The sequence below is a fragment of the Mesorhizobium sp. P2_A12 genome (assembly GCF_056405075.1).
This window is the reverse complement of the sequence record NZ_JBFUCU010000001.1, coordinates 296,012-321,597: the sequence shown is the minus strand read 5'-3', so window position 1 is coordinate 321,597 and position 25,586 is coordinate 296,012. Positions and strand designations below refer to the sequence as shown.

At 63.4% G+C, this 25,586-nt stretch carries 30 protein-coding genes; 17 read left to right on the top strand and 13 right to left on the bottom strand.

Features of this window, described 5'->3' with window-relative positions; genetic code table 11:
* Positions 1–3: 3 nt before the first annotated feature.
* The 3 genes from fmt (at position 4) to truA (ending at position 2,276) form a co-directional block, all read left to right on the top strand.
* The gene (gene fmt, locus AC1DZU_RS01505; RefSeq protein WP_477281084.1) at positions 4–939 is read left to right on the top strand and encodes a methionyl-tRNA formyltransferase; all 936 of its coding nucleotides are present in this window, start codon (positions 4–6) and stop codon (positions 937–939) included.
* The gene (locus AC1DZU_RS01500; RefSeq protein WP_184872969.1) at positions 936–1,445 is read left to right on the top strand and encodes a GNAT family N-acetyltransferase; all 510 of its coding nucleotides are present in this window, start codon (positions 936–938) and stop codon (positions 1,443–1,445) included. The genes fmt and AC1DZU_RS01500 overlap by 4 nt, the downstream gene beginning before the upstream one ends.
* An 81-nt stretch (positions 1,446–1,526) precedes the next feature.
* Positions 1,527–2,276 carry a tRNA pseudouridine(38-40) synthase TruA gene (gene truA / locus AC1DZU_RS01495; RefSeq protein WP_477281081.1) on the top strand — a complete coding sequence of 250 codons (750 nt, stop codon included), beginning with the start codon at positions 1,527–1,529 and terminating at the stop codon, positions 2,274–2,276.
* Positions 2,277–2,290: 14 nt separating this feature from the next.
* On the opposite strand, the gene AC1DZU_RS01490 is transcribed toward truA, so the two are convergent.
* A complete protein-coding gene (locus tag AC1DZU_RS01490; protein WP_477282185.1) occupies positions 2,291–2,923 on the bottom strand; it encodes a transporter in 633 nt (210 codons plus the stop codon).
* Positions 2,924–2,925: 2 nt separating this feature from the next.
* Complete coding sequence (gene dapE, locus AC1DZU_RS01485) at positions 2,926–4,119, bottom strand: succinyl-diaminopimelate desuccinylase (protein ID WP_477281079.1); 1,194 nt, start codon at positions 4,117–4,119, stop codon at positions 2,926–2,928.
* A gap of 116 nt (positions 4,120–4,235) precedes the next feature.
* On the opposite strand from dapE, the gene AC1DZU_RS01480 reads away from it, so the two are divergent.
* Positions 4,236–5,279: a 2-dehydropantoate 2-reductase gene (locus tag AC1DZU_RS01480; RefSeq protein WP_477281077.1), complete on the top strand. Its 1,044-nt coding sequence runs from the start codon at positions 4,236–4,238 to the stop codon at positions 5,277–5,279.
* Here AC1DZU_RS01480 and AC1DZU_RS01475 read toward each other — a convergent pair.
* From AC1DZU_RS01475 to dapD, 4 genes are all read right to left on the bottom strand, one after another.
* Positions 5,179–5,955, bottom strand: a complete 777-nt coding sequence (locus tag AC1DZU_RS01475) for a hypothetical protein (RefSeq protein ID WP_477281075.1) — start codon at positions 5,953–5,955, stop codon at positions 5,179–5,181. The two genes, AC1DZU_RS01480 and AC1DZU_RS01475, sit on opposite strands and share 101 nt — an antisense overlap.
* A 13-nt stretch (positions 5,956–5,968) precedes the next feature.
* Positions 5,969–6,346 carry a DUF805 domain-containing protein gene (locus AC1DZU_RS01470; RefSeq protein WP_477281073.1) on the bottom strand — a complete coding sequence of 126 codons (378 nt, stop codon included), beginning with the start codon at positions 6,344–6,346 and terminating at the stop codon, positions 5,969–5,971.
* Positions 6,339–6,701 (bottom strand): DUF805 domain-containing protein, encoded by a 363-nt coding sequence (locus AC1DZU_RS01465; protein ID WP_477281071.1) that lies wholly within the window; start codon positions 6,699–6,701, stop codon positions 6,339–6,341. Before AC1DZU_RS01465 ends, AC1DZU_RS01470 begins: the two co-directional genes overlap by 8 nt.
* Positions 6,702–6,773: 72 nt before the next feature.
* Positions 6,774–7,628 carry a 2,3,4,5-tetrahydropyridine-2,6-dicarboxylate N-succinyltransferase gene (gene dapD, locus AC1DZU_RS01460; protein ID WP_477281069.1) on the bottom strand — a complete coding sequence of 285 codons (855 nt, stop codon included), beginning with the start codon at positions 7,626–7,628 and terminating at the stop codon, positions 6,774–6,776.
* A 226-nt stretch (positions 7,629–7,854) separates the two neighbouring features.
* Here dapD and AC1DZU_RS01455 point away from each other — a divergent pair, with 226 nt between their 5' ends.
* Entirely contained in the window at positions 7,855–8,694 is an 840-nt protein-coding gene (locus AC1DZU_RS01455; protein WP_095083465.1) for an LOG family protein, read from the top strand.
* A 157-nt stretch (positions 8,695–8,851) separates the two neighbouring features.
* Here the strand turns inward: AC1DZU_RS01455 and AC1DZU_RS01450 are convergent, their stop codons facing one another.
* On the bottom strand, positions 8,852–9,559 hold the full coding sequence (locus AC1DZU_RS01450) for a pyrimidine 5'-nucleotidase (RefSeq protein ID WP_477281067.1): 708 nt from the start codon (positions 9,557–9,559) through the stop codon (positions 8,852–8,854).
* A 161-nt stretch (positions 9,560–9,720) separates the two neighbouring features.
* On the opposite strand from AC1DZU_RS01450, the gene AC1DZU_RS01445 reads away from it, so the two are divergent.
* From AC1DZU_RS01445 to AC1DZU_RS01435, 3 genes are all read left to right on the top strand, one after another.
* Positions 9,721–10,482, top strand: a complete 762-nt coding sequence (locus AC1DZU_RS01445) for a GGDEF domain-containing protein (protein ID WP_477281065.1) — start codon at positions 9,721–9,723, stop codon at positions 10,480–10,482.
* Positions 10,483–10,682: 200 nt separating this feature from the next.
* Complete coding sequence (locus AC1DZU_RS01440; RefSeq protein ID WP_477281063.1) at positions 10,683–10,883, top strand: hypothetical protein; 201 nt, start codon at positions 10,683–10,685, stop codon at positions 10,881–10,883.
* Entirely contained in the window at positions 10,880–12,319 is a 1,440-nt protein-coding gene (locus AC1DZU_RS01435) for a GMC oxidoreductase (RefSeq protein ID WP_477281061.1), read from the top strand. Before AC1DZU_RS01440 ends, AC1DZU_RS01435 begins: the two co-directional genes overlap by 4 nt.
* Before the next feature lie 113 nt (positions 12,320–12,432).
* On the opposite strand, the gene AC1DZU_RS01430 is transcribed toward AC1DZU_RS01435, so the two are convergent.
* Positions 12,433–12,600: a hypothetical protein gene (locus AC1DZU_RS01430; RefSeq protein ID WP_184872957.1), complete on the bottom strand. Its 168-nt coding sequence runs from the start codon at positions 12,598–12,600 to the stop codon at positions 12,433–12,435.
* Between the two features lie 94 nt (positions 12,601–12,694).
* On the opposite strand from AC1DZU_RS01430, the gene AC1DZU_RS01425 reads away from it, so the two are divergent.
* Positions 12,695–13,192 carry a MarR family winged helix-turn-helix transcriptional regulator gene (locus tag AC1DZU_RS01425; RefSeq protein ID WP_477281059.1) on the top strand — a complete coding sequence of 166 codons (498 nt, stop codon included), beginning with the start codon at positions 12,695–12,697 and terminating at the stop codon, positions 13,190–13,192.
* 48 nt (positions 13,193–13,240) lie between these two features.
* Here AC1DZU_RS01425 and AC1DZU_RS01420 read toward each other — a convergent pair whose 3' ends face one another.
* On the bottom strand, positions 13,241–13,873 hold the full coding sequence (locus AC1DZU_RS01420; protein ID WP_379105054.1) for a TetR/AcrR family transcriptional regulator: 633 nt from the start codon (positions 13,871–13,873) through the stop codon (positions 13,241–13,243).
* Between the two features lie 103 nt (positions 13,874–13,976).
* Between AC1DZU_RS01420 and AC1DZU_RS01415 the strand changes: the two genes are divergently transcribed.
* A complete protein-coding gene (locus tag AC1DZU_RS01415; protein WP_477281056.1) occupies positions 13,977–14,381 on the top strand; it encodes a VOC family protein in 405 nt (134 codons plus the stop codon).
* A gap of 109 nt (positions 14,382–14,490) precedes the next feature.
* Here AC1DZU_RS01415 and phhA read toward each other — a convergent pair whose 3' ends face one another.
* Complete coding sequence (gene phhA, locus AC1DZU_RS01410; RefSeq protein ID WP_477281054.1) at positions 14,491–15,327, bottom strand: phenylalanine 4-monooxygenase; 837 nt, start codon at positions 15,325–15,327, stop codon at positions 14,491–14,493.
* Positions 15,328–15,466: 139 nt separating this feature from the next.
* Between phhA and AC1DZU_RS01405 the strand changes: the two genes are divergently transcribed.
* The 3 genes from AC1DZU_RS01405 to AC1DZU_RS01395 all read left to right on the top strand — a co-directional run bounded on the left by AC1DZU_RS01405 (position 15,467) and on the right by AC1DZU_RS01395 (position 18,224).
* Positions 15,467–15,943 carry an Lrp/AsnC family transcriptional regulator gene (locus tag AC1DZU_RS01405; protein WP_027040109.1) on the top strand — a complete coding sequence of 159 codons (477 nt, stop codon included), beginning with the start codon at positions 15,467–15,469 and terminating at the stop codon, positions 15,941–15,943.
* A 116-nt stretch (positions 15,944–16,059) separates the two neighbouring features.
* A complete protein-coding gene (gene bchE / locus AC1DZU_RS01400; RefSeq protein ID WP_477281052.1) occupies positions 16,060–17,607 on the top strand; it encodes a magnesium-protoporphyrin IX monomethyl ester anaerobic oxidative cyclase in 1,548 nt (515 codons plus the stop codon).
* Between the two features lie 218 nt (positions 17,608–17,825).
* Positions 17,826–18,224 carry a RidA family protein gene (locus AC1DZU_RS01395; protein WP_477281050.1) on the top strand — a complete coding sequence of 133 codons (399 nt, stop codon included), beginning with the start codon at positions 17,826–17,828 and terminating at the stop codon, positions 18,222–18,224.
* Between the two features lie 33 nt (positions 18,225–18,257).
* Here the strand turns inward: AC1DZU_RS01395 and argB are convergent, their stop codons facing one another.
* Positions 18,258–19,151, bottom strand: coding sequence for an acetylglutamate kinase (argB, locus tag AC1DZU_RS01390; RefSeq protein ID WP_112559011.1), 894 nt, complete (start codon positions 19,149–19,151; stop codon positions 18,258–18,260).
* 182 nt (positions 19,152–19,333) lie between these two features.
* On the bottom strand, positions 19,334–20,830 hold the full coding sequence (locus AC1DZU_RS01385) for an amidase (RefSeq protein ID WP_477281048.1): 1,497 nt from the start codon (positions 20,828–20,830) through the stop codon (positions 19,334–19,336).
* A 151-nt stretch (positions 20,831–20,981) separates the two neighbouring features.
* Here AC1DZU_RS01385 and AC1DZU_RS01380 point away from each other — a divergent pair, with 151 nt between their 5' ends.
* From AC1DZU_RS01380 to msrB, 4 genes are all read left to right on the top strand, one after another.
* Positions 20,982–21,521 carry a sigma-70 family RNA polymerase sigma factor gene (locus tag AC1DZU_RS01380; protein ID WP_477281046.1) on the top strand — a complete coding sequence of 180 codons (540 nt, stop codon included), beginning with the start codon at positions 20,982–20,984 and terminating at the stop codon, positions 21,519–21,521.
* Complete coding sequence (locus AC1DZU_RS01375) at positions 21,518–22,246, top strand: anti-sigma factor (protein ID WP_477282183.1); 729 nt, start codon at positions 21,518–21,520, stop codon at positions 22,244–22,246. Before AC1DZU_RS01380 ends, AC1DZU_RS01375 begins: the two co-directional genes overlap by 4 nt.
* Positions 22,247–22,460: 214 nt before the next feature.
* Positions 22,461–23,018, top strand: coding sequence for a fasciclin domain-containing protein (locus AC1DZU_RS01370; protein ID WP_477281044.1), 558 nt, complete (start codon positions 22,461–22,463; stop codon positions 23,016–23,018).
* Between the two features lie 230 nt (positions 23,019–23,248).
* The gene (msrB, locus tag AC1DZU_RS01365; RefSeq protein ID WP_477281042.1) at positions 23,249–23,752 is read left to right on the top strand and encodes a peptide-methionine (R)-S-oxide reductase MsrB; all 504 of its coding nucleotides are present in this window, start codon (positions 23,249–23,251) and stop codon (positions 23,750–23,752) included.
* A 228-nt stretch (positions 23,753–23,980) separates the two neighbouring features.
* Here msrB and AC1DZU_RS01360 read toward each other — a convergent pair whose 3' ends face one another.
* A complete protein-coding gene (locus AC1DZU_RS01360) occupies positions 23,981–25,576 on the bottom strand; it encodes a DHA2 family efflux MFS transporter permease subunit (protein ID WP_477281040.1) in 1,596 nt (531 codons plus the stop codon).
* Between the last annotated feature and the right edge of the window lie 10 nt (positions 25,577–25,586).

Sequence of the window (25,586 nt, the reverse complement as noted above, 5' to 3'; positions counted from 1 at the left end):
GGCATGCCCCTTCGCGTCATCTTCATGGGCACGCCGGAGTTTTCGGTCCCGACGCTGCGCGCCATCGCCGAGGCCGGACATGATGTCGCAGCCGTCTATACGCAGCCGCCGCGCGCCGCCGGACGACGCGGGCTGGAGTTGACGCCGTCGCCGGTGCAGCGTGAGGCCGAGCGGCTGGGCATCGAGACGCGCTCACCGGTATCGCTCAAAGGTGAGGCCGAGCAGGCCGCTTTCCGCGCCCTGCGGGCCGATGTCGCAGTGGTGGTCGCTTATGGCCTGCTGTTGCCGAAGGCGGTTCTGGAGGCACCCCGGCTTGGCTGCATCAACGGCCATGCCTCGCTTTTGCCGCGCTGGCGGGGTGCCGCGCCCATCCAACGCGCGATCATGTCCGGTGACAGCGAAACCGGCATGATGGTGATGCGCATGGAAGAGGGCCTGGACACCGGCCCGGTGGCAATGGTTGAAAAATGCGCCATCGAACCCGATATGACAGCCGGCGATCTGCATGATCGGTTGATGAGCGTCGGTGCTGCACTGATGGTGGAAGCGCTGGCGCGACTGGAAAGGAACACCCTGACATTTACCGCACAAACTGTGGAAGGGGTGACCTACGCCAAAAAAATCGATAAATCCGAGACTCGCGTGGACTGGACTCGCTCGGCGAGCGAAGTGCACAATACCATCCGCGGCCTGTCGCCCTTTCCCGGGGCCTGGTCCGAGATTGCAATTGGCGGCCGCCCGGAGCGGCTGAAACTGCTTCGCTCGACGCTATCGCAAGGCGCCGGCGAGTCGGGAGGAATTCTCGATGACCGGCTGACGGTCGCCTGCGGGGCAGGTGCGATCAGTCTGGTCGAAGTTCAACGGGCGGGCGGAAGGCCCGCTGCCGCGTCGGAATTCCTGCGCGGGGCCAAGATCGAAAAAGGAATGAAATTCTCATGAGCATGATGTCGATACGCGCGGCGACGCCGCGAGATCGCGAGGCCATCCGCCTCGTCGAGGAACACGCTTTCGGCCAGCAGGCGGAGGCCGGACTGGTCGACGCGCTGGTGACCGGCGGCGACGCCGTCACCGAACTGGTGGCGGAAGAGGACGGCCAGGTGGTCGGCCACATCCTGTTTTCGCGGCTGTTCGTCCAGAGCGGCGGCAAGAACTTCGCGGCGGTGGCGCTGGCGCCGCTGGCGGTCGAGCCCTCATTCCATGGCAGCGGCATTGGCGGCGCGCTGATCCGCGAGGCGCATATCCGCCTCAGGGATGCCGGCGAGACGCTGGCCGTGGTGCTGGGCGATCCGGCCTATTACAGCCGTTTCGGCTACAGCCATGCACGCGCCGAGAAGTTCGAGAGCGAATACCAGAGCGAGGCCCTGCAGGCCCTGACCTGGGGTGACGCCCCGGAAGCCGGCAGGCTGGTCTACGCCTCGGCCTTCGGCTCGGCACTCGCCGCGTAAGCGGCGTCGCCTCTAACTCAAAGAGATAGAGCATGATGTCGTCCGAAAGCCGCTGCACACGTTTCGGCATCATGCTCTAGCATGCCGCGTTTTCGCCTCGACATCGAATATGACGGCAGCCTGTTTGCCGGCTGGCAGCACCAGGCGGATCAGCCCTCGGTGCAGCAGGCGATCGAGCAGGCGATCCAAAAATTCTGCGGCGAAGAGGTCCGGTTGCGCGCCGCCGGCCGCACCGATGCCGGCGTGCATGCGACCGCCCAGGTGGCGCATGTCGACCTCGCGAAGGCGTGGCCAGGCGACAAGGTGCGTGATGCCGTCAACGCGCATCTGCAGATGGCCGGCGCACATATCGCCATCCTGAAGGCGACGGTCGTCGCAGACAGCTTCGACGCGCGCTTCTCGGCCACCGGCCGCCACTATGTCTACCGCATCCTCAACCGCCGCGCGCCGGCGGCGATCGACAAGGGCAAAGTGTGGTGGGTGCCGAAACGGCTCGACGCCGGCACCATGCACGAAGCGGCGAAAGTGCTGCTCGGACGGCATGACTTCACCACCTTCCGCTCGACCCAATGCCAAGCCAACAGCCCGATCAGGACGCTGGAGCGGCTCGACGTGAGCCGAGAGGGTGACCTGATCGAGGTGAAGGCTTCGGCGCGCTCGTTCCTGCACAATCAGGTGCGTTCGATGGTTGGCTCCCTCAAACGTGTCGGCGAAGGCGCCTGGACCGTCGCCGACCTCAAAGCGGCGCTCGAGGCGCACGACCGCGCCGCCTGCGGCCAGGTCGCACCGCCCGACGGGCTTTTTCTCATTGGCGTCGATTATCCAGGATAGAGCCCCCTAAGGCTCTATCCGGAGAAGAACCCTGAAAGGCTCTGAGACCCGACATCGTCCGGCACGCTGATGCCGAGCAGCGCCTGCAGGCCGAACAGCGCCAGCAGCGAGGCCACGAACATGCCGACGAAAACGGCGGTGCCGATGGCTACCCCCTTGCCGATGGTGACGTTTGTCATGCGCCAGGTCAGCACCATCGACAGGGCAAACAGCAGCAACGACACAAGGCTCGAAACCTGGCTTGCCGACGATAGGAAAAGCCTGATCAGCGCCGAGGGCAGCATCAGCCAGGCGGTGATGGCCGAGGCCCAGTTGCTGGCAACGACATAATGGACGAAGCGGCCGCCAATGCCGGCGCGCGGCGCGACCAGGGCCAGAGCGATGAGCGGCAGCACCCAGGAGCCAATATCGACCGTCGCCAGCCGCAACAGCATGCTGAAGCGTCCGGCGAAAGCGTCGGGATCGCCGATCTCGTTGGCGATGCCGACCCAGCCGACGATCAGCGCGGGTGCAGCGACGATGATGGCGAAAAAGGAATTCCAGAAGCCGTCGGCCGACAGGTCGAGCAGGCGCAAGCCGTCGGCCTTGCCGAGCATCAGCCGCCAGGCGCCCATCAGCGAAGCTTGGGTTTCGTCCGCTGAAAGCATGCTCATGCCTGCCCGAACCAGTCTTCGATGAAGCGCTGGTAGATTTGGGTCAGCGTTTCGAGATCTGCAATGGCGACGCGCTCATCGACCATGTGCATGGTCTTGCCGACCAGCCCGAACTCGACCACCGGACAATAGTCCTTGATGAAGCGCGCATCCGAGGTGCCGCCCGAGGTCGACAGCGCCGGCTCCTTGCCGACCGCCGACCTGATCGAGCCGCGCAACGTTTCGACCAGCCTGTCGTCGCGGGTCAGGAAGACATGGCTCGGCCGGTCGCGCCAGACGAGGTCGTAGTCGACCGGTGTCTTCTTGCCCTGCCGGTACTTCTTGCGTTTGGCCGCCTGATCGAGCCGGTTGTGGATTTCCGCCTGTACGGTCTCCGCCGTCCAGGTGTCGTTGAAGCGGATGTTGAAGGTGGCGGTCGCCTTGGCCGGAATGACATTGGTGGCCGGGTTGCCGACATCGATGGACGTCACCTCCAGATTGGTCGGCTGAAAATCCCTGGTTCCCTTGTCGAAGACAGGATGCAGCAAGGCATCGACCAGACCCATCAGCCCGCGCACCGGATTGTCGGCAAGCTGCGGGTAGGCGACATGGCCCTGGCGGCCATTGACGGTGATGGCGCCCGACATCGAGCCGCGGCGGCCGATCTTGATCATGTCGCCAAGCGCGTCCGGGTTGGTCGGCTCGCCGACGATCGAGGCATCCCATTTCTCGCCCCTGGAAGCCGCCCATTCGAGCAGCTTGACCGTGCCGTTGATGGCCGGCCCTTCCTCGTCGCCGGTGATCAGCAGCGACACCGAACCCTTCGGGCCGCCTTTGTTCTCGACATGGCGCGCGACGGCGGCGATGAAACAGGCAATACCGCCCTTCATGTCGACGGCGCCCCGGCCATACATCTCGCCATTGGCGATTTCGGCGCCGAAGGGCGGATGCGTCCAGGCGGCTTCGTCGCCGACCGGCACCACGTCGGTGTGGCCGGCGAACATCAGATGCGGGCCGTTGCCGGAACGCCTGGCATAGAGGTTCTCGATGTCCGGCGTGCCATCTTCCGAAAACACCGGCCGATCGACCAGGAAGCCGAGCGGTTTCAGCATCGTCTCCAGCGCGGTCAGCGCGCCGCCTTCGGCGGGCGTCACCGAAGCACAACGGATAAGGGCGGCAAGGTTTTCGGCGGGATCGGTCGGCAGCGTCATGGCAAAAGCGATAATCGAAAGCGGCGGGCCTGTCACGGCCAGACATAAGGACCAGTGATGGCGCCGACATTATGGTTTTCATGTCGTATAGTTCCGGGCCGGTGCGGAGCGACGGGATGGCAAATGCGGACAAGAGGATCGTCATTGCCGGCGCCGGCAGCATCGGCTGCTATGCCGGCGGCTGCCTGGCGCTCGCCGGGCGCCGGGTGATCCTGTTGGCCCGGCCGCGCATCGAGGCGGTGTTGCGGCAGCGCGGATTGCGGGTCAGCGACCTCCAAGGCCGCAACCGCTCGATCGTGCCGGATGCGCTTGCCGTCACCGCCGATCCGGCTGTCGCCCTGCCTCAGGCGGACGTGATCCTGGTCACTGTCAAGAGCGGCGCGACGCAGGATATGGCAGACCTCATCAGGGCCCACGCCCGCCGCGATGCGGTGGTGGTCAGCCTGCAGAACGGCGTCGACAATGCCGACAGGCTGCGCGCCGGGCTCGACGGCCGCACGGTGCTGGCCGGCATGGTGCCGTTCAATGTGGTGCAGTCCCCGGACGGCGAGTTGCCGCTGCGCGTCCACCGCGCCAGCGACGGCAAGGTGATGGTCGAAGACCGCGACGCGAGCCTGGTCGGCCTTCTCGGCGTCGAAGGGTTTGCGGTCGAAGCCCATGGCGACATGAAGGCCGTGCTGTGGGGCAAGCTGCTGATGAATTTGAACAACGCGTTGGTGGCGCTGTCCGGCCTGCCGCTGGCAACGGAACTCGCCGACCGTCGCTGGCGGATGATCCTGGCCGGCCAGATCGACGAGGCGCTCGCGACGATGAAAGCGTCCGGCATCGAGCCGGCGCGAATTGCCGGCTTGCGGCCGGCACTGCTACCGAAGGTGCTCAGGCTGCCGGACTGGCTGTTCAGGCGACTGGCGCGGCGCATGCTGGCGATCGACCCGCAAGCGCGTTCGTCAATGTGGGACGATCTTCAGCGCGGCAGGCCGACGGAGATCCGCCAACTGCAAGGGGCGGTGCTTGGCCTTGCCGAACAGACGGGTACGCCGGCGCCTCTGCTGAAGAGCGTCAGCGCGCTCGTGCGCGCGGCGGAGGCGGCGCGGCTTGGCTCGCCGGGGCTGGCGCCGGAGCAGGTTGTTGCGCCGCCGGATGGGCCTCGATCAGCGTGATCTTCTGCCAGATTTTCCGTGACAGGTTGGACGCCAGGTTCTCAATGTCGTTGACGCCGTCGATGACCACGTCGTCATTGACCGACTGTGCGAACAGGGCGGCGATCTTGCCGGTGATCGACAGCATTTCGGAGCAATAGTCGAGGTAGCGCGCCAAGTCGGCGGCATTGGTGATGCGGGCCGGCGAGTGCGAGGTCGGCTTGAAATTGGCCGAAAGGGCTGCCGGATCCTTGGTCAGCTGGTGCATGTCGATGACATGGATCAGCGACCGCAGGCCGTGCAGCTGGCGAAACACCCGCTTGCGTTTGATGCGCTCCTCGGTGCGGACCAGTGCCAAGAAGCCGAGCACGGCGAGGATCATCATGTTGATGGTGGCTTCGATGCCTTGCACCGACTGGACCGCGTCATCGGCCTGGGAGATGTGAATGAGCGGCAGGATGGTGCCGACGAACAGGAAGACCAGCGCGCCGGCGACAACGGCGGCGACGATGAGACCGCGCAGCCACCAGATCGGCGCTTCGAGCGCCTGAGCCGCCTTGGTCAGGTCGCGCGATAGCGACACCAGTTCGGTGGCGACGCCGCGTAGTCCGGCGTTGGGAAAGCGCTCGGCGACGCGGCCCTCCAGCCGTTCGGCGGTGTCGATGATCAGTTTCGGATCAAGCGTGCGGTAGCGCATGTCCGATCGGCCCTCAGGGTTGGTCCGGCTCGTTGGTGCGCCGGCCATAGCGGTTGGGCCCAGGCTGCCCTGGAAACAGGCACAACACAAGGAAGGCGACGATCGAGACCACCGGCACGAACAGGATCAGCGCGGCAATGCCCGGCTTGTCGAGGTCGTGCAGCCGCTTCACCGCCAGCGCGATGTTCGACCATAGAGAGGCGATGAAGGCGATGAAGAAGATGAACGACCACATGTTGCTCTCGGCCGAGCCTTCCGGCACCAGCGTGAAGCGGTAGAGCGGAAAGGCCTGTATGATGGCGACGAGCAACCCACCAAGAAAATAGGCCGCGCGACTGACGCGGCCCGATGTTTTGAAGAAAAGCCAGGTAAGATCTGATCTGTCAGGCAAGCGGGTCCGGTCCATATTGATTGGCACCCCTGGTGCCTTCGAGAATGCCGAGCTCCACCAGCAGCCAGATGCCGCCGATAATGGGTACGAGGCCGATCAGCGTCCACCAGCCCGACTTGTTGCGGTCGTGCCAGCGTTTGGCATAGAGAGCAATCGCGAAATAGATCGATGCCACTGCTAAGAGGATGCCGATGACGCCGACCTGGGCGCCACTGGCGGTGGTGAAACGTGTGCCGAGGATCGCATCGAGAATGAAAGCTATGATGCCGATAACGATGAATACGCCGATGCCAGCCCAGAACTTGCCACGGTTGATACGACCATCAAAGCTTGTGAGCAGATACTTCCAGTCCATGTCACCCCTCCATGTAGAACCAGCGCGACGGATTGTCGCGCCCGCGGAAGGTGCGCTCGCTTTGCGCAAAGATCAATCGCGCAGCAATTCGTTGATCGAGGTCTTGGAGCGGGTCTTGGCATCGACGCGCTTGACGATGACTGCGCAGTAAAGACCCGGGCCAGGCTCGTTGTTCGGAAAAGGCTTGCCAGGCAGCGAACCGGCGACAACGACGGAATTCGGCGGCACTTGGCCGTAGAAGATCTCGCCGGTGGCACGGTCGACGATCTTGGTCGATTGGCCGATAAAGACTCCCATGCCGAGCACCGAGCCTTCGCGCACGATGCAGCCCTCGACCACTTCCGAGCGCGCGCCGATGAAGCAATTGTCCTCGATGATGGTCGGGCCGGCCTGCATCGGCTCCAGCACGCCCCCGATGCCGACACCGCCCGACAGATGCACGTTCTTGCCGATCTGGGCGCAGGAGCCGACCGAGGCCCAGGTATCGACCATGGTGCCTGAGTCGACATAGGCGCCGACATTGACGAAGGACGGCATCAGCACGGCGCCCGGCGCGACATAGGCGGAACGGCGCACGATCGATGACGGCACGGCGCGGAAGCCTGCCTTCTCGAAGTCGACGGCGCTCCAGCCGTCGAACTTCGACGGCACCTTGTCCCACCACACGGCCTGGCCGGGACCGCCCTTGATGATCTCCATCGGGTTGAGCCGGAAGGACAACAGCACGGCCTTCTTCAGCCACTGGTTGACATGCCATTTGCCGTCGGCCTGCCGCTCGGCGACGCGGACGGCGCCGCGGTCGAGCAGGTCGAGCGCCGACTGGATGGCGTCGTGGGTTTCGCCGCGGGTCGCCGTCGAAATCGTGTCGCGTTCCTCGAAGGCCTTCTCAATGGTCTTCTCGAGGCTCGCCAGATCGGGCTTCGACATGAATTTGCTCCATTACCAAGCTGTTAAGGGGCTGCGCCTTACCCTGTTTGAAGTCGCGCGGACCCCTGGCAGGCTTTGCCTGCCTGGGTCTTTGCATGTAGCAGGTCCTTGTCGCAAAACCGCCGGACACTTTCGCGGAACCTGCTTATGTTAAGGCTCAACGAGGGTCAATCGCGGCTGCGTCATGGGACGGCGCAAGTGAAGAATCTGGACGGGTAAGGCCATTATGACTCCTATGGAAAAGGCGGGGTGGACGCCGCTGCCGCATTCGGACGAGGATCTGGAGCGGTCGAAGAGCGTGCCGGACACGCCGCAGACGCGTGCCGAGACCTACCGGCTCGCCTGGAACGATCCCGAATTCATGACACGGCGCGAATTGCGCGCAGTCAGGTTGCAGCTCGAACTCTTGAAGCCCGAGATGATCCTTGCCGAACGCGGCATTCGTTCGACGGTGATCCTGTTTGGCGGCGCACGCCTGCCGGAACCCGGCGGCGAGGCCTGGGCGGCCAAGAACGAGACGCAGAAGAAGAACCTCGAGGAAAACAGCAAGTATTACGAGGAGGCGCGCAAATTCGCCCGCCTCTGCTCGCAGCAGTCGGCGGCTTCATACTACCGCGAATATGTCGTGGTGACCGGCGGCGGGCCCGGCGTGATGGAAGCCGGCAATCGCGGCGCCGACGACGTCGGCGCGCCATCGATCGGGCTCAACATCGTCTTGCCGCACGAGCAGGCGCCGAACGCCTATGTGACGCCGGAGCTCTGCTTCAACTTCCACTATTTCGCCATTCGCAAGATGCATTTCGTCATGCGCGCCAAGGCGGTCGCGGTGTTTCCCGGCGGCTTCGGCACGATGGACGAGTTCTTCGAGACGCTGACCCTGATCCAGACCGGGCGCATGGAGCGCGTACCGGTGATCCTGTTTGGCAAATCCTTCTGGAAACGCGCGATCGATCTCGATTTCCTCGCCGAACAGGGCACGATCAGCCCCGGCGACCAGGACATCATCGATTTCGTCGACACCGCCGACGAGGCTTGGGGGATCATCAGCCGCTTCTACAATCTGTGAGAGCACTGACGGTTCGAGGTTCATCGAGATTCAGGTCAGGCCGAGCCGAAAACGGTGGGTTCCGAGAACCGGAGCGGAGCGTACGTTCGGGTACGTGAGCACCGGAAGCGCAGGAAGCCGCCGTTTGCAGGCCGGCATCACCTGAATATCCTGAACCTCAGGCGGTGACCTCGACGATCGCGGTCAGGAAGCCGGCGAGGTCGTCGGTGACGAAATCGACATCATCCTCGTTGGCCGGGTCGCGCTCCCAGATTTCCGAAAAGGTCGGCTCGAAATTGCGCGGCACGACGAGCACCGTGGTCATGCCCAGCGACTTCGGCACTGCAAGGTTGCGGGCAAGGTCCTCGAACATCACCGCATTGTGGCCGGTGACGGCGTGGAGTTCGGCGAATTTCTCGTAGGTCTGGCGTGCCGGTTTGGGATTGAGCCCGGCAGCGACGATATCGAAGATGTCATCGAAATGGTCGAGGATGCCGAGCTGGCGCGCGGTGCGTTCGGCGTGCCTGCGGTCGCCGTTGGTGAAGATGAACTTGCGGCCCGGGAGCTGGCGGATGGCGGTGCCGAGAACGGGATCGGGCACTAGCCATGAATAATCGATGTCATGCACCTTTTCGAGGAAATCGTCGGGGTCGATGCCGTGGCGCGTCATCAGCCCGTTCAGCGTCGTGCCATATTCGAGATAGAGCTCCTTCTGCAGCTTGCGTGCCGCCTCGCGCGGCAATGCCAGCAGCTCGCCGACATAGGCGGTCATCTTGACGTCGATCTGCGAGAACAGATTCGAATGATGCGGATAGAGCGTGTTGTCGAGGTCGAACACCCAGTCGGTGACATGAGCGAAGCGGGCGGGGTCAGGCAGCGTGGTCATGCGCTCCTTATGGCATGAAACAGACATTCTGAAAGAGACTTTATCCACAACTTATGCGCGCCGAGAGTCGCGGAAATAGCGTCACCCTTCAAATTTTAAGCATCCGGGAAAGGTAGCCTTCAGGGCTTACTGGCACAGAGGCAGACCTGTGGGAGCACGCGATGAATAGCATAATTTTGAGATCCGCCGCCGTTGCTTTTGCCTCTGTCGCAGCCTCTCTCCTTTTGACGCTGATCATCGTTCCGGCGATGGGATTTCCGGTCAACCGCACGATCTGGCTGACCACCACGCTCTGTCCGCTGGTCCTCGCCTGGGTCGCCAGCGCAAGCACTTTCTGGCAAAGCGACAGGCTGAAAAGCGCCCATCGCGATCTTGCCCGAGCCCATGCCCAGCTCGCCGCCGCGCATCGCCGCCTGGCGGACAAGGCGAGCCGCGACGACATGACTGGCATGCTCAACCGGGAAAACTTCTTTGCCGCCCTCGATGGTTCCCGCCGCAAGTCCGATCGCGGGGCGCTGCTGATCATCGACGCCGACCACTTCAAGAGGATCAACGACAATTTTGGCCACCTGACCGGCGATGACGCATTGCTCTTGATCGCCAGCGCGATCGAACGCGGCGTGCGCAGCGGCGATGTGCTCGGCCGCATCGGCGGCGAGGAGTTCGGCGCCTTCCTGCTAGGCGCCACCGAGCAGGAGGCAAAGCGCGTCGCCGAGCGCATTCGGCGCGAAGTCGAGCTGATCCGCTTCCGGCCCGTCGACGAGCGGACCGTTCCGCTCACGGTCAGCATCGGCGGAACCGTCTGTGGCGAGGATGTCGGCGTATCGGACCTGATGCGCGCCGCCGACCGGCGCCTCTACCAGGCCAAGCACCGGGGCCGCAATCTGACGATCCTCGACACGGACATTTCCGAAGCGGCCTGACCCGGCGGCCGACCCGCAGGATCCGGCCGTTAAGGAAATCCTAACCCTGTTCGCACTCGGTTGCGCCGTTTACCCGGCTTTCGCTGCTTTGCGGGTAGCGTGGCACAATACTGGCTTCTGCCGCGATGCATGTGCCGTTCCGGGACCTGTCGTTCAGGGAACGCCATGCGTCGTCGAAGCCCCCACCCGAGAGACCAGTCATGAGTTTCTTCATCAAGAGAATATCCCGCCGCACGATCGTGCAGGCGCTGATCGCATTGCCTGCCCTGTCCCTGTTCCGCACGCTGCCTGACGCCGATGCCTCGCATGCTGATCCAAACCGGGCCGATGCAACCCCGGCCGACCCGAACGAGATCGTCGAGGTCAATGGCTGGATCCTGAAGCGGAGCGATCTGGCATGATCTTCGACAGCTATGATGCGTTTCGCGCCGCCAATTTCTCTGCCAAGGTCTGCATCCTCGGCTCCGGCCCGGCCGGCACCACCATTGCTCGCAAGCTTGCCGCCGCCGGCATTCCGGTCGTGGTTCTGGAAGCCGGCTCGCGCGAATTCAGCGACGAGTCGCAGGATTTCTACCGTGGCACCACGGTCGGTGATTTCTACTTCGATCTCGACGTCACTCGGCTGCGCTTCATGGGCGGCAGCTCGAACCACTGGGCAGGCTGGTGCCGCGTGCTCGACAAGCAGGATTTCGAGCCGAAGGCCTGGGCGCCCGACACGGGTTGGCCGATTCGCCGCGCCGACATTGAACCCTATCTGCCGGAAGTGCACGATATCCTCGAACTTCCCGGTTTCCGGCCGGACGTGCCGGTCTCCGACGACATTCGCTGGGTGCAGCTGATCAAGAGCCCGGCGGTGCGCTTCGGCGAAAAATTCGCCGACGAGCTCGACAAGAGCAGGAACGTCGCGGTTGTGCTCAACACCTACGCTACTGAACTTGCCGGCGACGGCAAACGCGTGACGGGCGCCAGGCTGTGGTCCAACGGGCAGGATGCCGGCGCCTTCAGCGCGGACTATTTCATCGTCTGCACCGGCGGACTGGAGAATTCGCGCCTGCTTCTGTGGTCGAACCAGCGCTCGAACGGCGGCGTCGTGCCGAATGCGACGGCGCTTGGCCGCTACTGGATGGAGCATCCGACCTTCGAGGGCGGCAATGCCATCCTGGCCGACTATGGCGAGTTCGAGGTCGATGCCGTCAACGAGGTCTTCTTCTCGCCGACGCTTGCCGCCATGGAGCGGCTACAGATCATGAATTTCGGCATCAGGCTGATCGAGACACCCTATCCGGGCGTCAAGAGCCTGATCGCCGACCTCGCCTGCACGGCGCCAGACATGGCCGAATGGATGTCCGCCAAGCTCAGCCAGAATCTGCGCTGCGCGGCCCAGCTTTATGTTGCCTGGGAACAGGCACCGCTGGCCTCCAACCGGATCGAACTGTCGACGACCGATGTCGACCATGCCGGCGTGCCGCGCATCGAGCTGCACTGGAAGAAATCGGAGCTGGAACACCGCACCCTTCTCGAAGGGCTTAGACTGTTCGGCACGACGCTGATCGAGAAGAATCTCGGCCGGGTGCGCATTGCCGACTGGATCACCAATAGCGGCGACTACCCGACCAACGACGAGACGGCGGGCCATCACCATATGGGTGGCACGCGGATGGGCACCGACGTCACCAAGAGCGTTGTCGACGCCAACTGCAAGGTGCACGGCATGGACAATCTCTATGTCGGCGGCTCCTCGGTGTTCTGCACGTCGGGCGAATGCAATCCGACGACGACGATCACCGCGCTGGCCTGCCGGCTGGGTGACCATCTGAGCAAGGTGGTCACCGTCTGACGGTTCCACGGGAGCCGGCGCCAGTGATGGCGCCAGCTGATGTGCGGCATCGATTTTTTTTGCGCAATTCCCCGAGGGAAAGCGCTACGCGCTTTTCCCGGAATTGCTCTGGCTCAGAAGCCGTAGACGGCGATGCGCACCAGAACCGCGGCAGCGGCCAGCGCCACGAGCAAAATGCCCAAGCCGATGGGGGAGCCCCAGCCATACCATTCCATGGCCAGCTTGGCGTATTTGAACTCCTCCTCATGCGAGAGAGGGGTACGTTGTTGAATCAAGCTCATTTTTCACTCCATGATTACGGTCGGCTCTTGCCTTGTGGGCGCTGCAACCGCATATTGTTGAGATAGTCTAAATGTTAGACAGAGTGATAGTTAGATGATCGAAATAAAGTCGTCAAGCGGGAATCGTGCTGAAATGACGGCGGCCATCGGCCTTGCCATCATGCAATGGCAGGACGCGACGCAGGCCTATGACGAGGCGGTGGGGCTGAGGCTGGGGCTGAACATGGCCGAACGCCATTGCATCGGGCTGCTCCATGGCGGCCCGCAATCGGCCGGCGCGATCGCGACCGCAACCGGGCTGACGCCGGCCGCGGTGACGGCGCTGATCGACCGGCTGGAGGCGCGCGGGCTGCTGACGCGCACGCGCAATCTCGAGGACAGGCGCAAAGTGGTGATCGAGGCGACCGAGGCGACGCGGGACCTGTCGGCGCGCTATTATGGCGCCATCGCGAGGGAGGGCGAAAAGGTCATCGCGACCTTCAGCGACGCCGAGCTCGCCACCATATCGCGCTTCGTCAACGCCGCCCTCGACCTGCAGCGCGCCCAGCTGGCGCGGCTGAAGGCCGAGGGGTCGGACAACCCTGGGCGATAGGGGTGCGATGTGTTTGGCGGCGTTACTGCGATGTCGGCAGGCGACGGACTATTTCGGCTGGACCCCATAGGCGACAAGAAACGCCCCCACCGAGGCATCCGCGTGCCGTTCCAGTTCGGCCTTGGAGCGCCGGTTGCTTCCCGTGAACATGGCTTCATTCATGGGGATCCAAAGAAGCATCCCAAAAAAGTGGCTGGCTGCCAGATAGGGATCACTGGTCTGTATCAGCCCTCGACTGGTGAGCTTTTGAAAGCAGGAAGCCATTGAGCCAAGCATGCGCTCGAAGCCCTTTTCGTACCAACTGCGGCCAAGCTGCGGCATTCGATCCGCATTGGCGATGATCAAGCGCCGCAGCTTCAACAACTCTTCATCCATGAGCGTCGTTATCAAACATCGAGCGAGCTGCTGCAGGCCACCTTCCATGAATTTCGCCTCGGAAAGCAGCGTCGTCACGGACTCGATGACATCGTTGGCCTGGGTAGCGGTTGCAAGAACGACTTCGCCGAACAGCGTCTCCTTGTCGGTGAAATGCTTGTAGACGGTCTGCTTGGAGGCCCCCGCCCTGGTGGCGATTTCCTCCATGCTGGTCCCGTCATAACCCTTGCCGATGAACGCCGCGGTGGCCGCCTGGATGATCTCACGATCCTTGCGTGCCGATCTCGTCTCACCGTCGATTTTCATGGCGACCTCCTGACCAGTACTAGACGGTACCGTTCCCGCATGATAGTCATGAAAACGGTACTGGACTGACTAGTACCTGTCAACGAAGGCAAGGCTTAGACCGATGACCAAGATGATCTTCATAAATCTGCCGGTGCGCGATCTGCAGGCAGCGACCAAGTTTTATCTCGCGATCGGCGGCACACTAAATCCGCAGTTCTCGAACGACCAGGCCAGTTCGATCATGCTCTCCGACTCGATTGGGGTGATGCTGCTGACGCACCAGCACTATGGCCAGTTCACAACGCGTCAGATCGGCGACGCCAGGCGTGACAGCCAGATGCTGATCGCACTCACCGCCGGCAGCAAGGACGAGGTCAATGCCACAATCGAGAAGGGCGTGGCGGCAGGCGGCCGCGCCGATCCCAACCCTGCGCAGGACCTCGGCTTCATGTTCAACCGCCACATCGAGGACCCCGACGGCAACGTCTGGGAGTTCCTGTGGATGAACCCCGCCGCCATGCAATAGCCCAGCGGGATCAAAGCGTCCAAAGCGCGTCGCGTCGACACGGATTCATGCGACGCGCTTTGTGTTTCATGCATGTCGTTCCCTGCGGAAATAATTCTCCTGGAATTGTTTAGACCGTCGCCGGGTCGAGCGCCGGTTGGCCCTTGCGGCGCGCGACGATCGCCTCGAAATCAACGGTTTGGAAGGCATCGCGCAAGGCGTCGAAGGACGGCAGCACGAAATAGGCGCGCTGGAATTTGTCGATCTCGTAGCCGGTGCGCATCACCGTTTCGAGGTCGAACGGCACGTGGTGGGCGTCCTTGCCGTCGACGGCGAACTGCAACTCGGTAAACGACGACATCAGGCCGGCGCCAAAGGCCTTCAGCTGCTGGCCGTTCTCCTGCATCAGGCCATATTCGGCCGTGTACCAGTAGAGCCGGGTGATCATCTCGTCGCCGCCCAGCGCAATGATGTCGCCGGCCTTCCGGCCATACATCTGCATGAAGTCGGCAAACACCGGCTGCGACAGCACTGGCACGTGACCGAAGAAATCATGGAACATGTCCGGCTCGACAATGTAGTCGAGCTCCTGCCTGGTCCGCAGCCAGTTGGTGACCGGGAAGCGGCGGTTGGCGAGATGGTCGAAGAAAGGCGCGGCGGGAATGAGACCCGGCACGGCGACGATCTCCCAGCCGGTCAGCTTGCGCAGCTTGGCGCTGACGTCCTCGAAATCGGGAATGCGGTCGAGCAGGCCGAGCTTCTCGACGCCGTCGAGATAGGAGTGGTGGGCAAGCTTGCGCGTCAGTTTGGTCTGGCGGTCGCACAGCGTGCGCCACACCGCCTGCTCCTCGGTGCTGTAATCGTAACCCTGCGCCACGGTGAAATCGGCACGGCAGACCGAATAGTCACCACGCAACCCTTGCGCCGCGCAGTCGCGGGCATATTCGGCAACGCTCATCGTCGTCATGGTTCTTCTCCCTGCAAGTCATGAATGGCGGACGTGCCGAAAGGATAACCGGATCTGCCGAGGCAAATCGGTTTTGATGATGGCTCGAGCGCGATATTCGGGATAACATTCACTCCAGAAACGCTTTCATGGAGTGAAAATGCCTCAATTCGATGATTTCGAGATCAAGATGCTCGATGTCTTGCAGCGTGACGGGCGCAAGCCGGTGTCCGAGCTGGCGCAAGAGATCGGCCTGTCGACGACCCCGTGCGCACGACGTTTCGAGGCACTGCAGGAGGCTGGCATCATCAAGGGTTTTGCCGCGGTGATCAGCCGCCGCGCGGTCGGCCTGATGGTCGAGGTGTTCATCCAGGTGCGCCTTGTCAGCCACAGTGATGGCTCGCCCGAAAGCTTCATCGCCGCCGTGCAGCGTATGGACGAGGTGTCGTCATGCTGGACGATGACCGGCGACCACGATTTCCTGCTGCATGTCATGGTGCCGTCGGTCGACGAGCTCAACGCCTTCGTCATGCACCGGCTGATGCGGCTCGACGGCGTGCGTGACGTCCACACCCAGCTGGTGCTGCAGAACATCAAGGGCCCCGGCCACGTACCGCTCGGGCACCTCAGGCGGTGACAATACCTGCCTTGCGCATCCCTGGGGAAAAGCTGCACGCAAACTGCTGAAACGGGCCAATCGGGCGTCCATATCACCGGCCAGCATGCGCGGACCAACTGCCCCGGAGGTCCGCCATGAAAATCGTCCTGATCAATCCACCGCACACCGCCATCGGCAGCCGCGTGCCGGACGATCACCTGCCGCCGCTTGGTCTGTTGGCGCTCGGCGGCCCGTTGATCGATGCCGGCCATGAGGTGCGCCTCGTCGATGCCGAATTCGGGCCGATGCCGCTCGACATGGTGGCACGCAATGCGCTCGACGACAGTCCCGATTTCGTCCTGATCGGCCATTCCGGCTCGACCTCGGCGCACCCGACCGCCTTGCTGATCGCGCACATGATCAAGCAGCGCGAGCCGGCGACCATCATCATCTATGGCGGCGTGTTCCCGACCTATCACTGGGGCGATATCCTGGCTGGTACGGACGTCTTCGACTTCATCGTGCGCGGCGAGGGCGAGGCGACTGTCGTGGCGCTGGTTGAGGCGCTGGAAATGCACCAGCCGCCGGCAAGCGTGGCGGGCATCGCCTTTCGCGACGATCTGCGCCGTCCCTTCGCCACGCAGCCGGCAATGACCATCGCCGATCTCGACGCCTACCGTGTCGGCTGGGAGCTGATCGACCATATCAGCTACAGCTATTGGGGCGGCAAGCGGGCCGTGGTCATGCAGTTTTCGCGCGGCTGCCCGCACCTGTGCAATTATTGCGGCCAGCGCGGCTTCTGGACCCGCTGGCGGCATCGCGATCCGGTGAGATTCGCCAAGGAGATCGCCTGGCTGCACCGCGAGCACGGCGTCGAGATGATCAACCTTGCCGACGAGAACCCGACCGTATCGAAGAAGGCCTGGCGGGCCTTTCTCGACGCCATGATCACCGAGAACGTACCGGTGCTGATCGTCGGCTCGACCCGCGCCGACGACATCGTGCGCGATGCCGACATCCTGCATCTCTACCGCAAGGCCGGCGTCATCCGCTGGCTGCTCGGCATGGAAAACACCGATGAACAGACGCTTGCCTTGATCCGCAAGGGTGGTAGCACCTCATCCGATCGCGAGGCGATAAGGCTGCTGCGCCTCAACGGCATCCTGTCGATGGCGACCTGGGTGGCCGGCTTCGGGGATGAAGGCTTTCGCGACCTGTGGCGCGGCTTTCGCCAGCTCATCGCCTACGATCCCGACCAGATCCAGGCGCTTTATGTGACGCCGCATCGCTGGACGCCGTTCTTCAGGATCGCGCGGGATCGCAAGGTCATCCAGAAGGATGCCCGCCTGTGGGACTACAAGCACCAGGTGCTGCAAATGACGCGGCTGAAACCGTGGATGCTGTTTTTCAGCATCAAGCTGATCGAACTGGCGGTGCAGTCGCGGCCGAAGGCGCTGGCGCGCATCCTGTTCCACAAGGACCCCGAGCAGCGGCATTCGATGCGCTGGTACACGCAGATGGGGCGCCGCGTCTGGTTCCGCGAGGTCTGGGGATTTCTGGTCCGCGAAGGCAGGGTGAAAGACGGCCCGACCCTTGCCGAGTTCTGGGGCGCGCCGCAGGACGCCGAAGAGGAGTCAATGAGCGTTCGCCGCCCGGCGCGCAAGCTGGCTATGCCTGGGATCGCGATCTTGCCGAATGCATGATCGCTGGCCTCTTAGATTAATATACGTCGCGTATGCGAATTGACATACGCAGCGTATGCATCTAGATCAAACATACGGGGCGTATGTCAATACATCCCGGACACTGGAACGCAGCGATCCAGAACCCTGAAGCCTTGCGAACGGCTCTCGCCCTGGCGGCGAAGCCAGTTCGCGACGCCCGAGAGGCCTGGCCTGCCTTGTTTGAAATGGAATGAACTATGACCAAACGCGACGCTATCTTCCCTGCCGGCCGGCAGGCTCTCTACGAGATCAACCGCTACTCGGCGGCGATCCGCTCGGGCGACTTCCTGTTCGTCTCTGGCCAGGTCGGCAGCCGCGAGGACGGGTCGGCCGAACCGGTCTTCGCAAGCCAGGTCCAGCTTGCCTTCGACAATCTCGCCGCGGTGCTGAAGGCCGCCGGCTGCACGTTCGACGACATCGTCGACGTGACCACCTTCCACACAGATCCGGCCACGCAATGGGGAGCGATCGACGCCGTTCGCCTGAAGGCGTTCGGCGAACCGCCCTACCCGAACTGGACCGCGGTGGGCGTGAACTGGCTGGCGGGCTTCGATTTCGAAATCAAGGTCATCGCGCGCCTTCCGCAGCTGGCCTGATCGATTGGCGGCAGCGGAAGACCAAAGGGCGGCTCAGGGCACGATCAGCGTGCCGGCGCCGTGTTCGGTGAACAGCTCGAGCAGCACCGAATGCGGCGTCTTGCCGTTGAGGATGACGACGCCTTCGACGCCACGCTCGATCGCCTCGATGCAGGTTTCGACCTTGGGGATCATGCCGCCTGAAACCGTGCCGTCCTTGATCAGCGCCTTGGCCTCGGCCACGGTCAGTTCGTCGATCAGCTTCTTGTTCTTGTCGAGCACGCCGGGCACGTCGGTGAGGAACAGCAGGCGCGTTGCCTGGCAGGCGCCGGCAATAGCGCCGGCGAAGGTGTCGGCGTTGATGTTGTAGGTGTGGCCGTCGCGGCCCGGCGCCACCGGCGCCAGCACCGGGATCATTTCGGAGCGCGCCAGAAGGTCGAGTAAGGTGCGGTCGACCTCGACCGGCTCGCCGACGAAGCCCAGATCGAGCACGCGCTCGATGTTGGAGTCCGGATCGATCATCGTCTTGCGCGCCTTTTCGGCGAAGACCATGTTGCCGTCCTTGCCGCACAGGCCGATCGCCCATTCGCCCTCGGCGTTGATCAGCGCCACGATCTCCTTGTTGATCGAGCCGGCCAGCACCATCTCGACGATCTCGACCGTCTTCTGGTCGGTGACGCGCAGGCCGCCTTCGAACTTGGATTCAATGCCCATCTTGGCCAGCATGGCGCCGATCTGCGGGCCGCCGCCATGGACGACGATCGGGTTGACGCCGGATTGCTTCAACAGCGCGATGTCGCGCGCGAAGGCCTTGCCGAGCTCGATATCGCCCATGGCGTGGCCGCCATATTTCACCACGACCGTCTTGTGCTCGTAACGCTGCATGTAAGGCAGCGCCCGCGAAAGCAGGGCGGCCTGCATTTCGGCGGTGGCGGTGATTTCCGTCATCGGCGTGGTTCCTGGCTTTTGGTTTTGTGCATGTCGTCGTCCCAAAACTGCTGTGCACTCTTGGGCGACATGCACTTGGTTTATGCATGATGCATCAGGTAAAGTCGGCGGCGTCTTAGCGGGAATTGGGGCCAGCCGCAAATGGCTTTGCTGTCATATTCGGGCGCCTCACGACGTCGTCATCATGACGGCACCTTCAGCGGCGCCCTGCGGCCCAACCAACCCGAGATCTTCTCCATCTGCGCGGCAAGCGACAGCAGTGTCTCCTCGTCGCCCGGCCGGCCCACCGCCTGGATGCCGAGCGGCAGGCCGGCATCGGTGACATGGACCGGCAGCGCGATCGACGGCTGGCCGCTGACATTCTGGATCGCCGGCCAGTGGGTGAACCCGAGGCTCTTATCCATCAGCTGGCCGAGCAATGGCTTCAGCTTCAGCAAGACGGTGAGATGAAGCTTGTCGAGCAGGTTCTCGATGAGTTCGTCAGCGCCTTTCGGGTCCATGGCGCCGCAGGCGAGCGGCGGGTGGGCGATGATCGGCATCAGCACGGCATCATATTGCGCGGTCTCTGCGATCAGCTGTCGCGAAGTCGCATGCAGCCGTTGCAGGCCGGCATAGATCTCGCCGGCCGATACCAGTTCACCGAAGCGGGCGAGGATGCGCGTTGCGCGCTCGATGTCGCCCAGAACGGAACGGCCGACACGCAGCGCCTCGGCCCGCATCGTGCCGGCGACGGCAGAGGCCACGCCGGTGGCAAAATCGGCGAAGAAATCGCGCCCGACAAAGGGCAGATCGATGTCCTCGACCGTATGGCCGCCTTCGCGGGCGAGCGCCACCGCCGCGTCGAGCGCAACAAGCGTCTCGGCCGAGACCGGCAGGCCAAGCGGCGACTTGCGGTACACGGCCAGCCTGAGCTTGCCGGGATCGCGCGCGGCAGCCGCAACGAAGCTGCCCTTGGGCGACGGCGCCGCATAGGGCGTCAAAAGATCGGGACCGTGGGTGAGGTCGAGCAGCAGCGCGCAGTCGCGCACCGAGCGGGTGAGCGCATGGTCGACGACCATGCCGTACCAGCTCTCGCTCACCAATGGCGTCAGCGGTATGCGGCCGCGCGACGTCTTCAGGCCGACAAGCCCGGTGCAGGCGGCAGGCACCCGAATCGAGCCGCCGCCATCCGAGGCATGCGCCACCGGCACGACGCCGGCAGCGACCAGCGCCGCCGCACCCCCCGATGAGCCGCCGCTGGTATGGCCGGTGTTCCAGGGATTGCGGGTGATGCCGAAGGCCCTGGATTCAGTCATCAGCCGAAGCCCGTATTCCGGCGACGTCGAGGTGACGATCGGAATGAGGCCGGCGGCGAGGTAGCGATCGGTCAGCACCGAATTGACATCAGCCCGCCATGCCGGAATACGGCTGCCGCCATGCGTTGAGACGCCCTTGATGGCGATGCCGAGATCCTTGATGGCAAAGGGAATGCCGGCCAGCGGCAGCGAGCGGTCGACGGTCTTCGCCCGGGCCCGCGCGGCATCATAGAGCGGCTCCGCCGTGGCGTTGATGTCGGAACGGGTGGCCTCGGCGCGGCCGATCGCCGCTTCGGTCAGCTCGATTGGTGAGACCTCGCCCTTGCGAACCAGGTCGGCAAGGCCGGTTGCATCTTGCGCCCACAATGTATGTTCAACCGACATGTGCGTTTTCCTCATCGTGGGAAGACAAGCTAGCCAGTGGCGATTTCATTGGCAATCGACGGACAGATCCGGGCCGGCAATGCGGCAAGTCAGGCGTGCACAGGGCTATTTCCGGCGTTGCAAATACATTGCAATCCCCTAATTTGCCTGCATGACGCCGCAGGACATCACCAAGCTGATCGTCCGGACTTCGATGAAGGATCGGGCTGCGTTCGATCTGCTCTACCGGCAGACCAGCGCGAAACTTTTCGGCGTCTGCCTTCGTGTATTGAACGACCGGGGAGATGCCGAAGAAGCCCTGCAGGAAGTCTTCGTCAAGATCTGGACGAAGGCGGACCGTTTTGCCGTCTCAGACTTGAGCCCGATCTCCTGGCTGGTGGCGATCGCGCGCAACCACGCGATCGATCGCGTCAGAGCGCGACGCAAGCCCGCCCTTGATATCGATGCCGCGATCGACGTGGCCGATCCGACGCCAGGGCCGGAAGCGATGGTGGTGGCGGGCGGTGAATCCGAACGCATCCATCATTGTCTCGACGAACTGGAAAAGGACCGGGCGGCGGCCGTCCGGGGCGCCTATCTCAGGGGCGAGAGCTATGCCGAACTGGCGGAGCGCCACGGCGTGCCGTTGAACACGATGCGTACCTGGCTGCGCCGCAGCCTGTTGAAACTCAGAGAATGTCTGGAAAGATGACGCTGGCGGAAGACAACGGACCGGAACGTGGAGGCGACGACCTGCTCGCCGCCGAATACGTTCTCGGCGTGCTGTCGGCGGAGGAGCGGCAGATCGCGTCCCGGCGCATCGATGCGGAGATCGGGTTCGCCCGTCTTGTCGACGGCTGGGAGGTCTCGCTCTCGCCGCTGGCCGCCGCCTACCCGGAAATCGAGCCGCCGGCTTCGGTCAAGGCTGCGATCGATCGCCGCCTGTTCACGTCCACCGCGGCCGTGGCCACGCCCACCGAATCGCGCGGCGGGCTGTGGTCCAGCCTGGCCTTCTGGCGCGGCCTCGCTGCTGCGGCGGTCGCCGCTTTGGCGATCTACATCGCCGTGCCCGTTATCAACCCGCCAGTCGAGCAGCCGCATGCGCGCCTCGTCGCCTCGCTGGCCGCCGATGGCAGCGATGTCAAATATCTCGCCGTCTATGACGCCGCGCATCACGAGGTCGGCCTGTCGCATGTCTCCGGCGAGCGTGCCGCCGGCAAGGACTTCGAGCTGTGGATGATCGAAGGCAAGAACCCGCCGGTCTCGATGGGCATCATCCCGGCCGGCGCGACAGCGCATATCGTCGTCTCGCCGGCTGCCCAGCAGAAGCTCGCCCAGGGCGCGGTGCTTGCCGTCAGCCTCGAGCCGGCAGGCGGTTCGCCGACCGGCCAGCCGACCGGACCGGTGGTCGCTGCGGGCGATCTGAAGAGCATCTGACCGCTTTCTCCCTCACATAGAAAACTTGCAGTCTATCTTTTCGCACCGGATGTCTAACCGCACCGATGAGCCGGCAAACCGCATTGTGTGAAAATCACTCTGCGGTGCAAATAAAATTAAAAGATCCTGATGTTTCTGAAACTCCCGCATTTGTAGCCCGTATCTCCTCGCGTCCCCAAGGATGGGAAGAGAAAAACCCGAGGAGTTTGACATCATGCGTAAATACGCCACCCTTTTGCTTGCCAGCGCGATCGCTGTTTCGGCTCTTGCCACCGCGGCCTATGCCGAAAACCCGATGGTTGGCGGCGCCGCCATGTTTGCCAACAAGACCATCGTCGAGAACGCCGTCAATTCGAAGGACCACACGACCCTGGTCGCCGCCGTCAAGGCGGCCGGCCTTGTCGAAACGCTGCAGGGCGCCGGTCCGTTCACGGTGTTCGCGCCGACCAACGAGGCCTTTGCCGCGCTGCCGGCCGGCACGGTCGAAATGCTGCTCAAGCCCGAGAACAAGGACAAGCTCACCAAGATCCTGACCTGCCATGTCATCGGCGCCAAGGCGATGGGGGCGGACGTCGCTGCGATGGCCAAGGCCGATGGCGGCACCCACAAGGTCAAGACGGTTGGCGGCTGCGAACTGTCGCTCAAGGCCGACGGCGGCAAGGTCACCGTGACCGACGAGAACGGCAACGTCGCCAATGTGACGATTGCCGATGTCGAGCAGTCCAATGGCGTCATCCACGTCATCGACAAGGTTCTGCTCCCCAAAATGTAAAAGGGGGGCGAAGATGTAACAAGGGGCCTGCTGCGGACGAAATTGCAGCAAGGGCTCTCCGTCGATTGCATGGTCTCGCTCCCGTGACCCGCAACCGGCCCGCGCACTCCGCGCCGCCCACGTTCAGATGTGGAAAGGCGCGGAGTGTTCGTTCGAGGGCCACCGTCACCGGCTTTTGATTTCCGGACGGCGGTATAGTTTGGCAAAAGAGACGACAGGAGGAACTGGTCATGAACCGTCGCGACTTTCTTTTGAGCGGTGCCGCCGCCATCGGCGTCGCCGGGGCTGCCGCAACGATGCTGCGCATGGGCAACCCGCAGCCCGCACAGGCTGCCGAAACCTTCGAGGTCACCAAGACCGATGCCGAGTGGAAGGCCATCCTGTCGCCGGCCGCCTTCGACGTGCTGCGCAAGGAAGGCACGGAATATCCCGGCACCAGCCCGCTGCTCAACGAACACCGCAAGGGCATCTTTGCCTGTGCCGGCTGCGACCTGCCAGTCTATCCGTCCGAGACGAAATTCGATTCCGGCACCGGCTGGCCAAGCTTCTGGCAGGAGATTCCCAAGGCCATCGGCACGACCGTGGACAGGTCGCTCGGCATGACCCGCACCGAGGCACATTGCCGCCGTTGCGGCGGCCATCTCGGCCACGTCTTCGATGACGGCCCGGCGCCGACCGGCCTGCGGCACTGCATCAACGGCGTGGCGCTTACCTTCAAGCCCGCCACGGCCTGACATCTCCCTTTTGGACGCAATTCCGGTGCTCCAAATCGGAATACGAAAAAACTCCGGGCTTGCGGCCCGGAGTTTTTTGCGCGGTCAGAGCTTTTCGGGCGTGGACTGGAGGAGCTTCCCGAAACTGCTGTCCACGTTTGGTATCAGTTTGCTTTGACGCAATTCCCTAAGGGAAAGCGCTACGCGCTTTTCCCGGGAAAACCGTTTCACACTTTTCCTGGAATTGCTCTAGTGGCCGCCGCCACCGCCGCCGCCGGCCGCGGCCGGCTTGCGGATCAGCATTGTGAACAGCCCGAGCGTCGCAAACAGCACCGTCAGCAGGAAGAACACGTCCATGAAGGACAGCAGCGCGGCCTGCTGCTGCACCATGCCCGACAGCTTGGAGATCGCAGCACTGGTCGCGTCGAGGCCGGCGGTCTGCTCGAAATTGAGCGTCATGTTCTGCAGCTTTTGCTGCGCGGCGGCACTGCCCCACTGCACGTGCTCCGAGAGCCTTGCGTAGTGGAACGCGTTGCGGTCGATCAGCACGGTGTTGATGACGGCCAGGCCGACGGCGCCGCCAAGGTTGCGGGTGAGGTTGAACAGCCCGGAAGCATTCTTCAAGCGGTCTGGCGGCAAGGTGCCGAGTGCCAGGTTGTTGATCGGCACCATGCACAGCATCATCGAACAGCCGCGCAGGATCTGGGGAATGAGCAGCTCATAAAAATCCCAGTCGGCGGTGAGATGCGTCATCCACCAGGTTCCGGTGGCGAAGCCGAAGAAGCCGACCATCATCATCAGGCGCGGGTCCATCTTGCTCGACAGGATGCCCGAGACCGGCGCGGTGAGGAACATCGCCAGGCCGCTGACGAACAGCGCCTCGCCGATCATCATCGAATCGTAGCCGCGGATGCGCCCGAGGAACACCGGATAAAGATAGGTCAGGCCATAGAGGCCGATGCCGATGACGAAGGAGAACAGTGAGCCGAAGGCAAAGTTGACGTTGGTGAACGCCTTCAGGTCGACGATCGGCTCCTCGGCGGTGAACACACGCCAGAAGAACAGCACGGCGCCCACGGTCATGACGATGGCGCAGATGAATACGCCCTGGTCCTGCAGCCAGTCGTTGTTCGGGCCTTCCTCGAGCACATACTCCATGCAGCCCAGGAAGGCGGCCATGCCGGCGAGGCCCCACCAGTCGAACTTGCTGAACAGCTTGAGATTGGGCTTGTCGAAGTCGATCAGCGTCCAGGCCGCCGTCGTCACCAGGATGCCGGGCACGACATTGATGAGGAACAGCCAATGCCAGGACATGGCATGGCTGATATAGCCGCCGACGGTCGGGCCGATGGTCGGCGCCAGCGTCGCCACCAGTCCGATCATCGGCGAGACCACGGCGCGGCGCGACGGCGGGAAAATGGTGAAGGCCGCGGCAAAGACGCTCGGGATCATGCCGCCGCCGATGAAGCCCTGGACGGCACGGTAGACGATCATCTGGTCGATGTTGGTGGCGGTCGCAGCCAGCGCGCTGGCCGCGGTGAAGCCGGCCGCCGAGATCGTGAACAGCACGCGTGTCGACAGCATCCGGCTGAGGAACCCCGACAGCGGGATCATCACCACCTCGGCGATCAGATAGGCGGTCTGCACCCACGGGATCTCGTCGGAACTGGCGCTCAAGCCGGCCTGGATCTCGGCCAGCGAGGCCGAGACGATCTGGATGTCCAGGATGGCCATGAACATGCCGAACACCATCGCCAGGAAGGCGATGACGCGACGTGTCGAGATGGTGTCAGGCACAGCCGGCCTCGCCGGCGGCGCTCCTGCTGTCAGGGTTGCGGTGGCCATGGCATTGCTC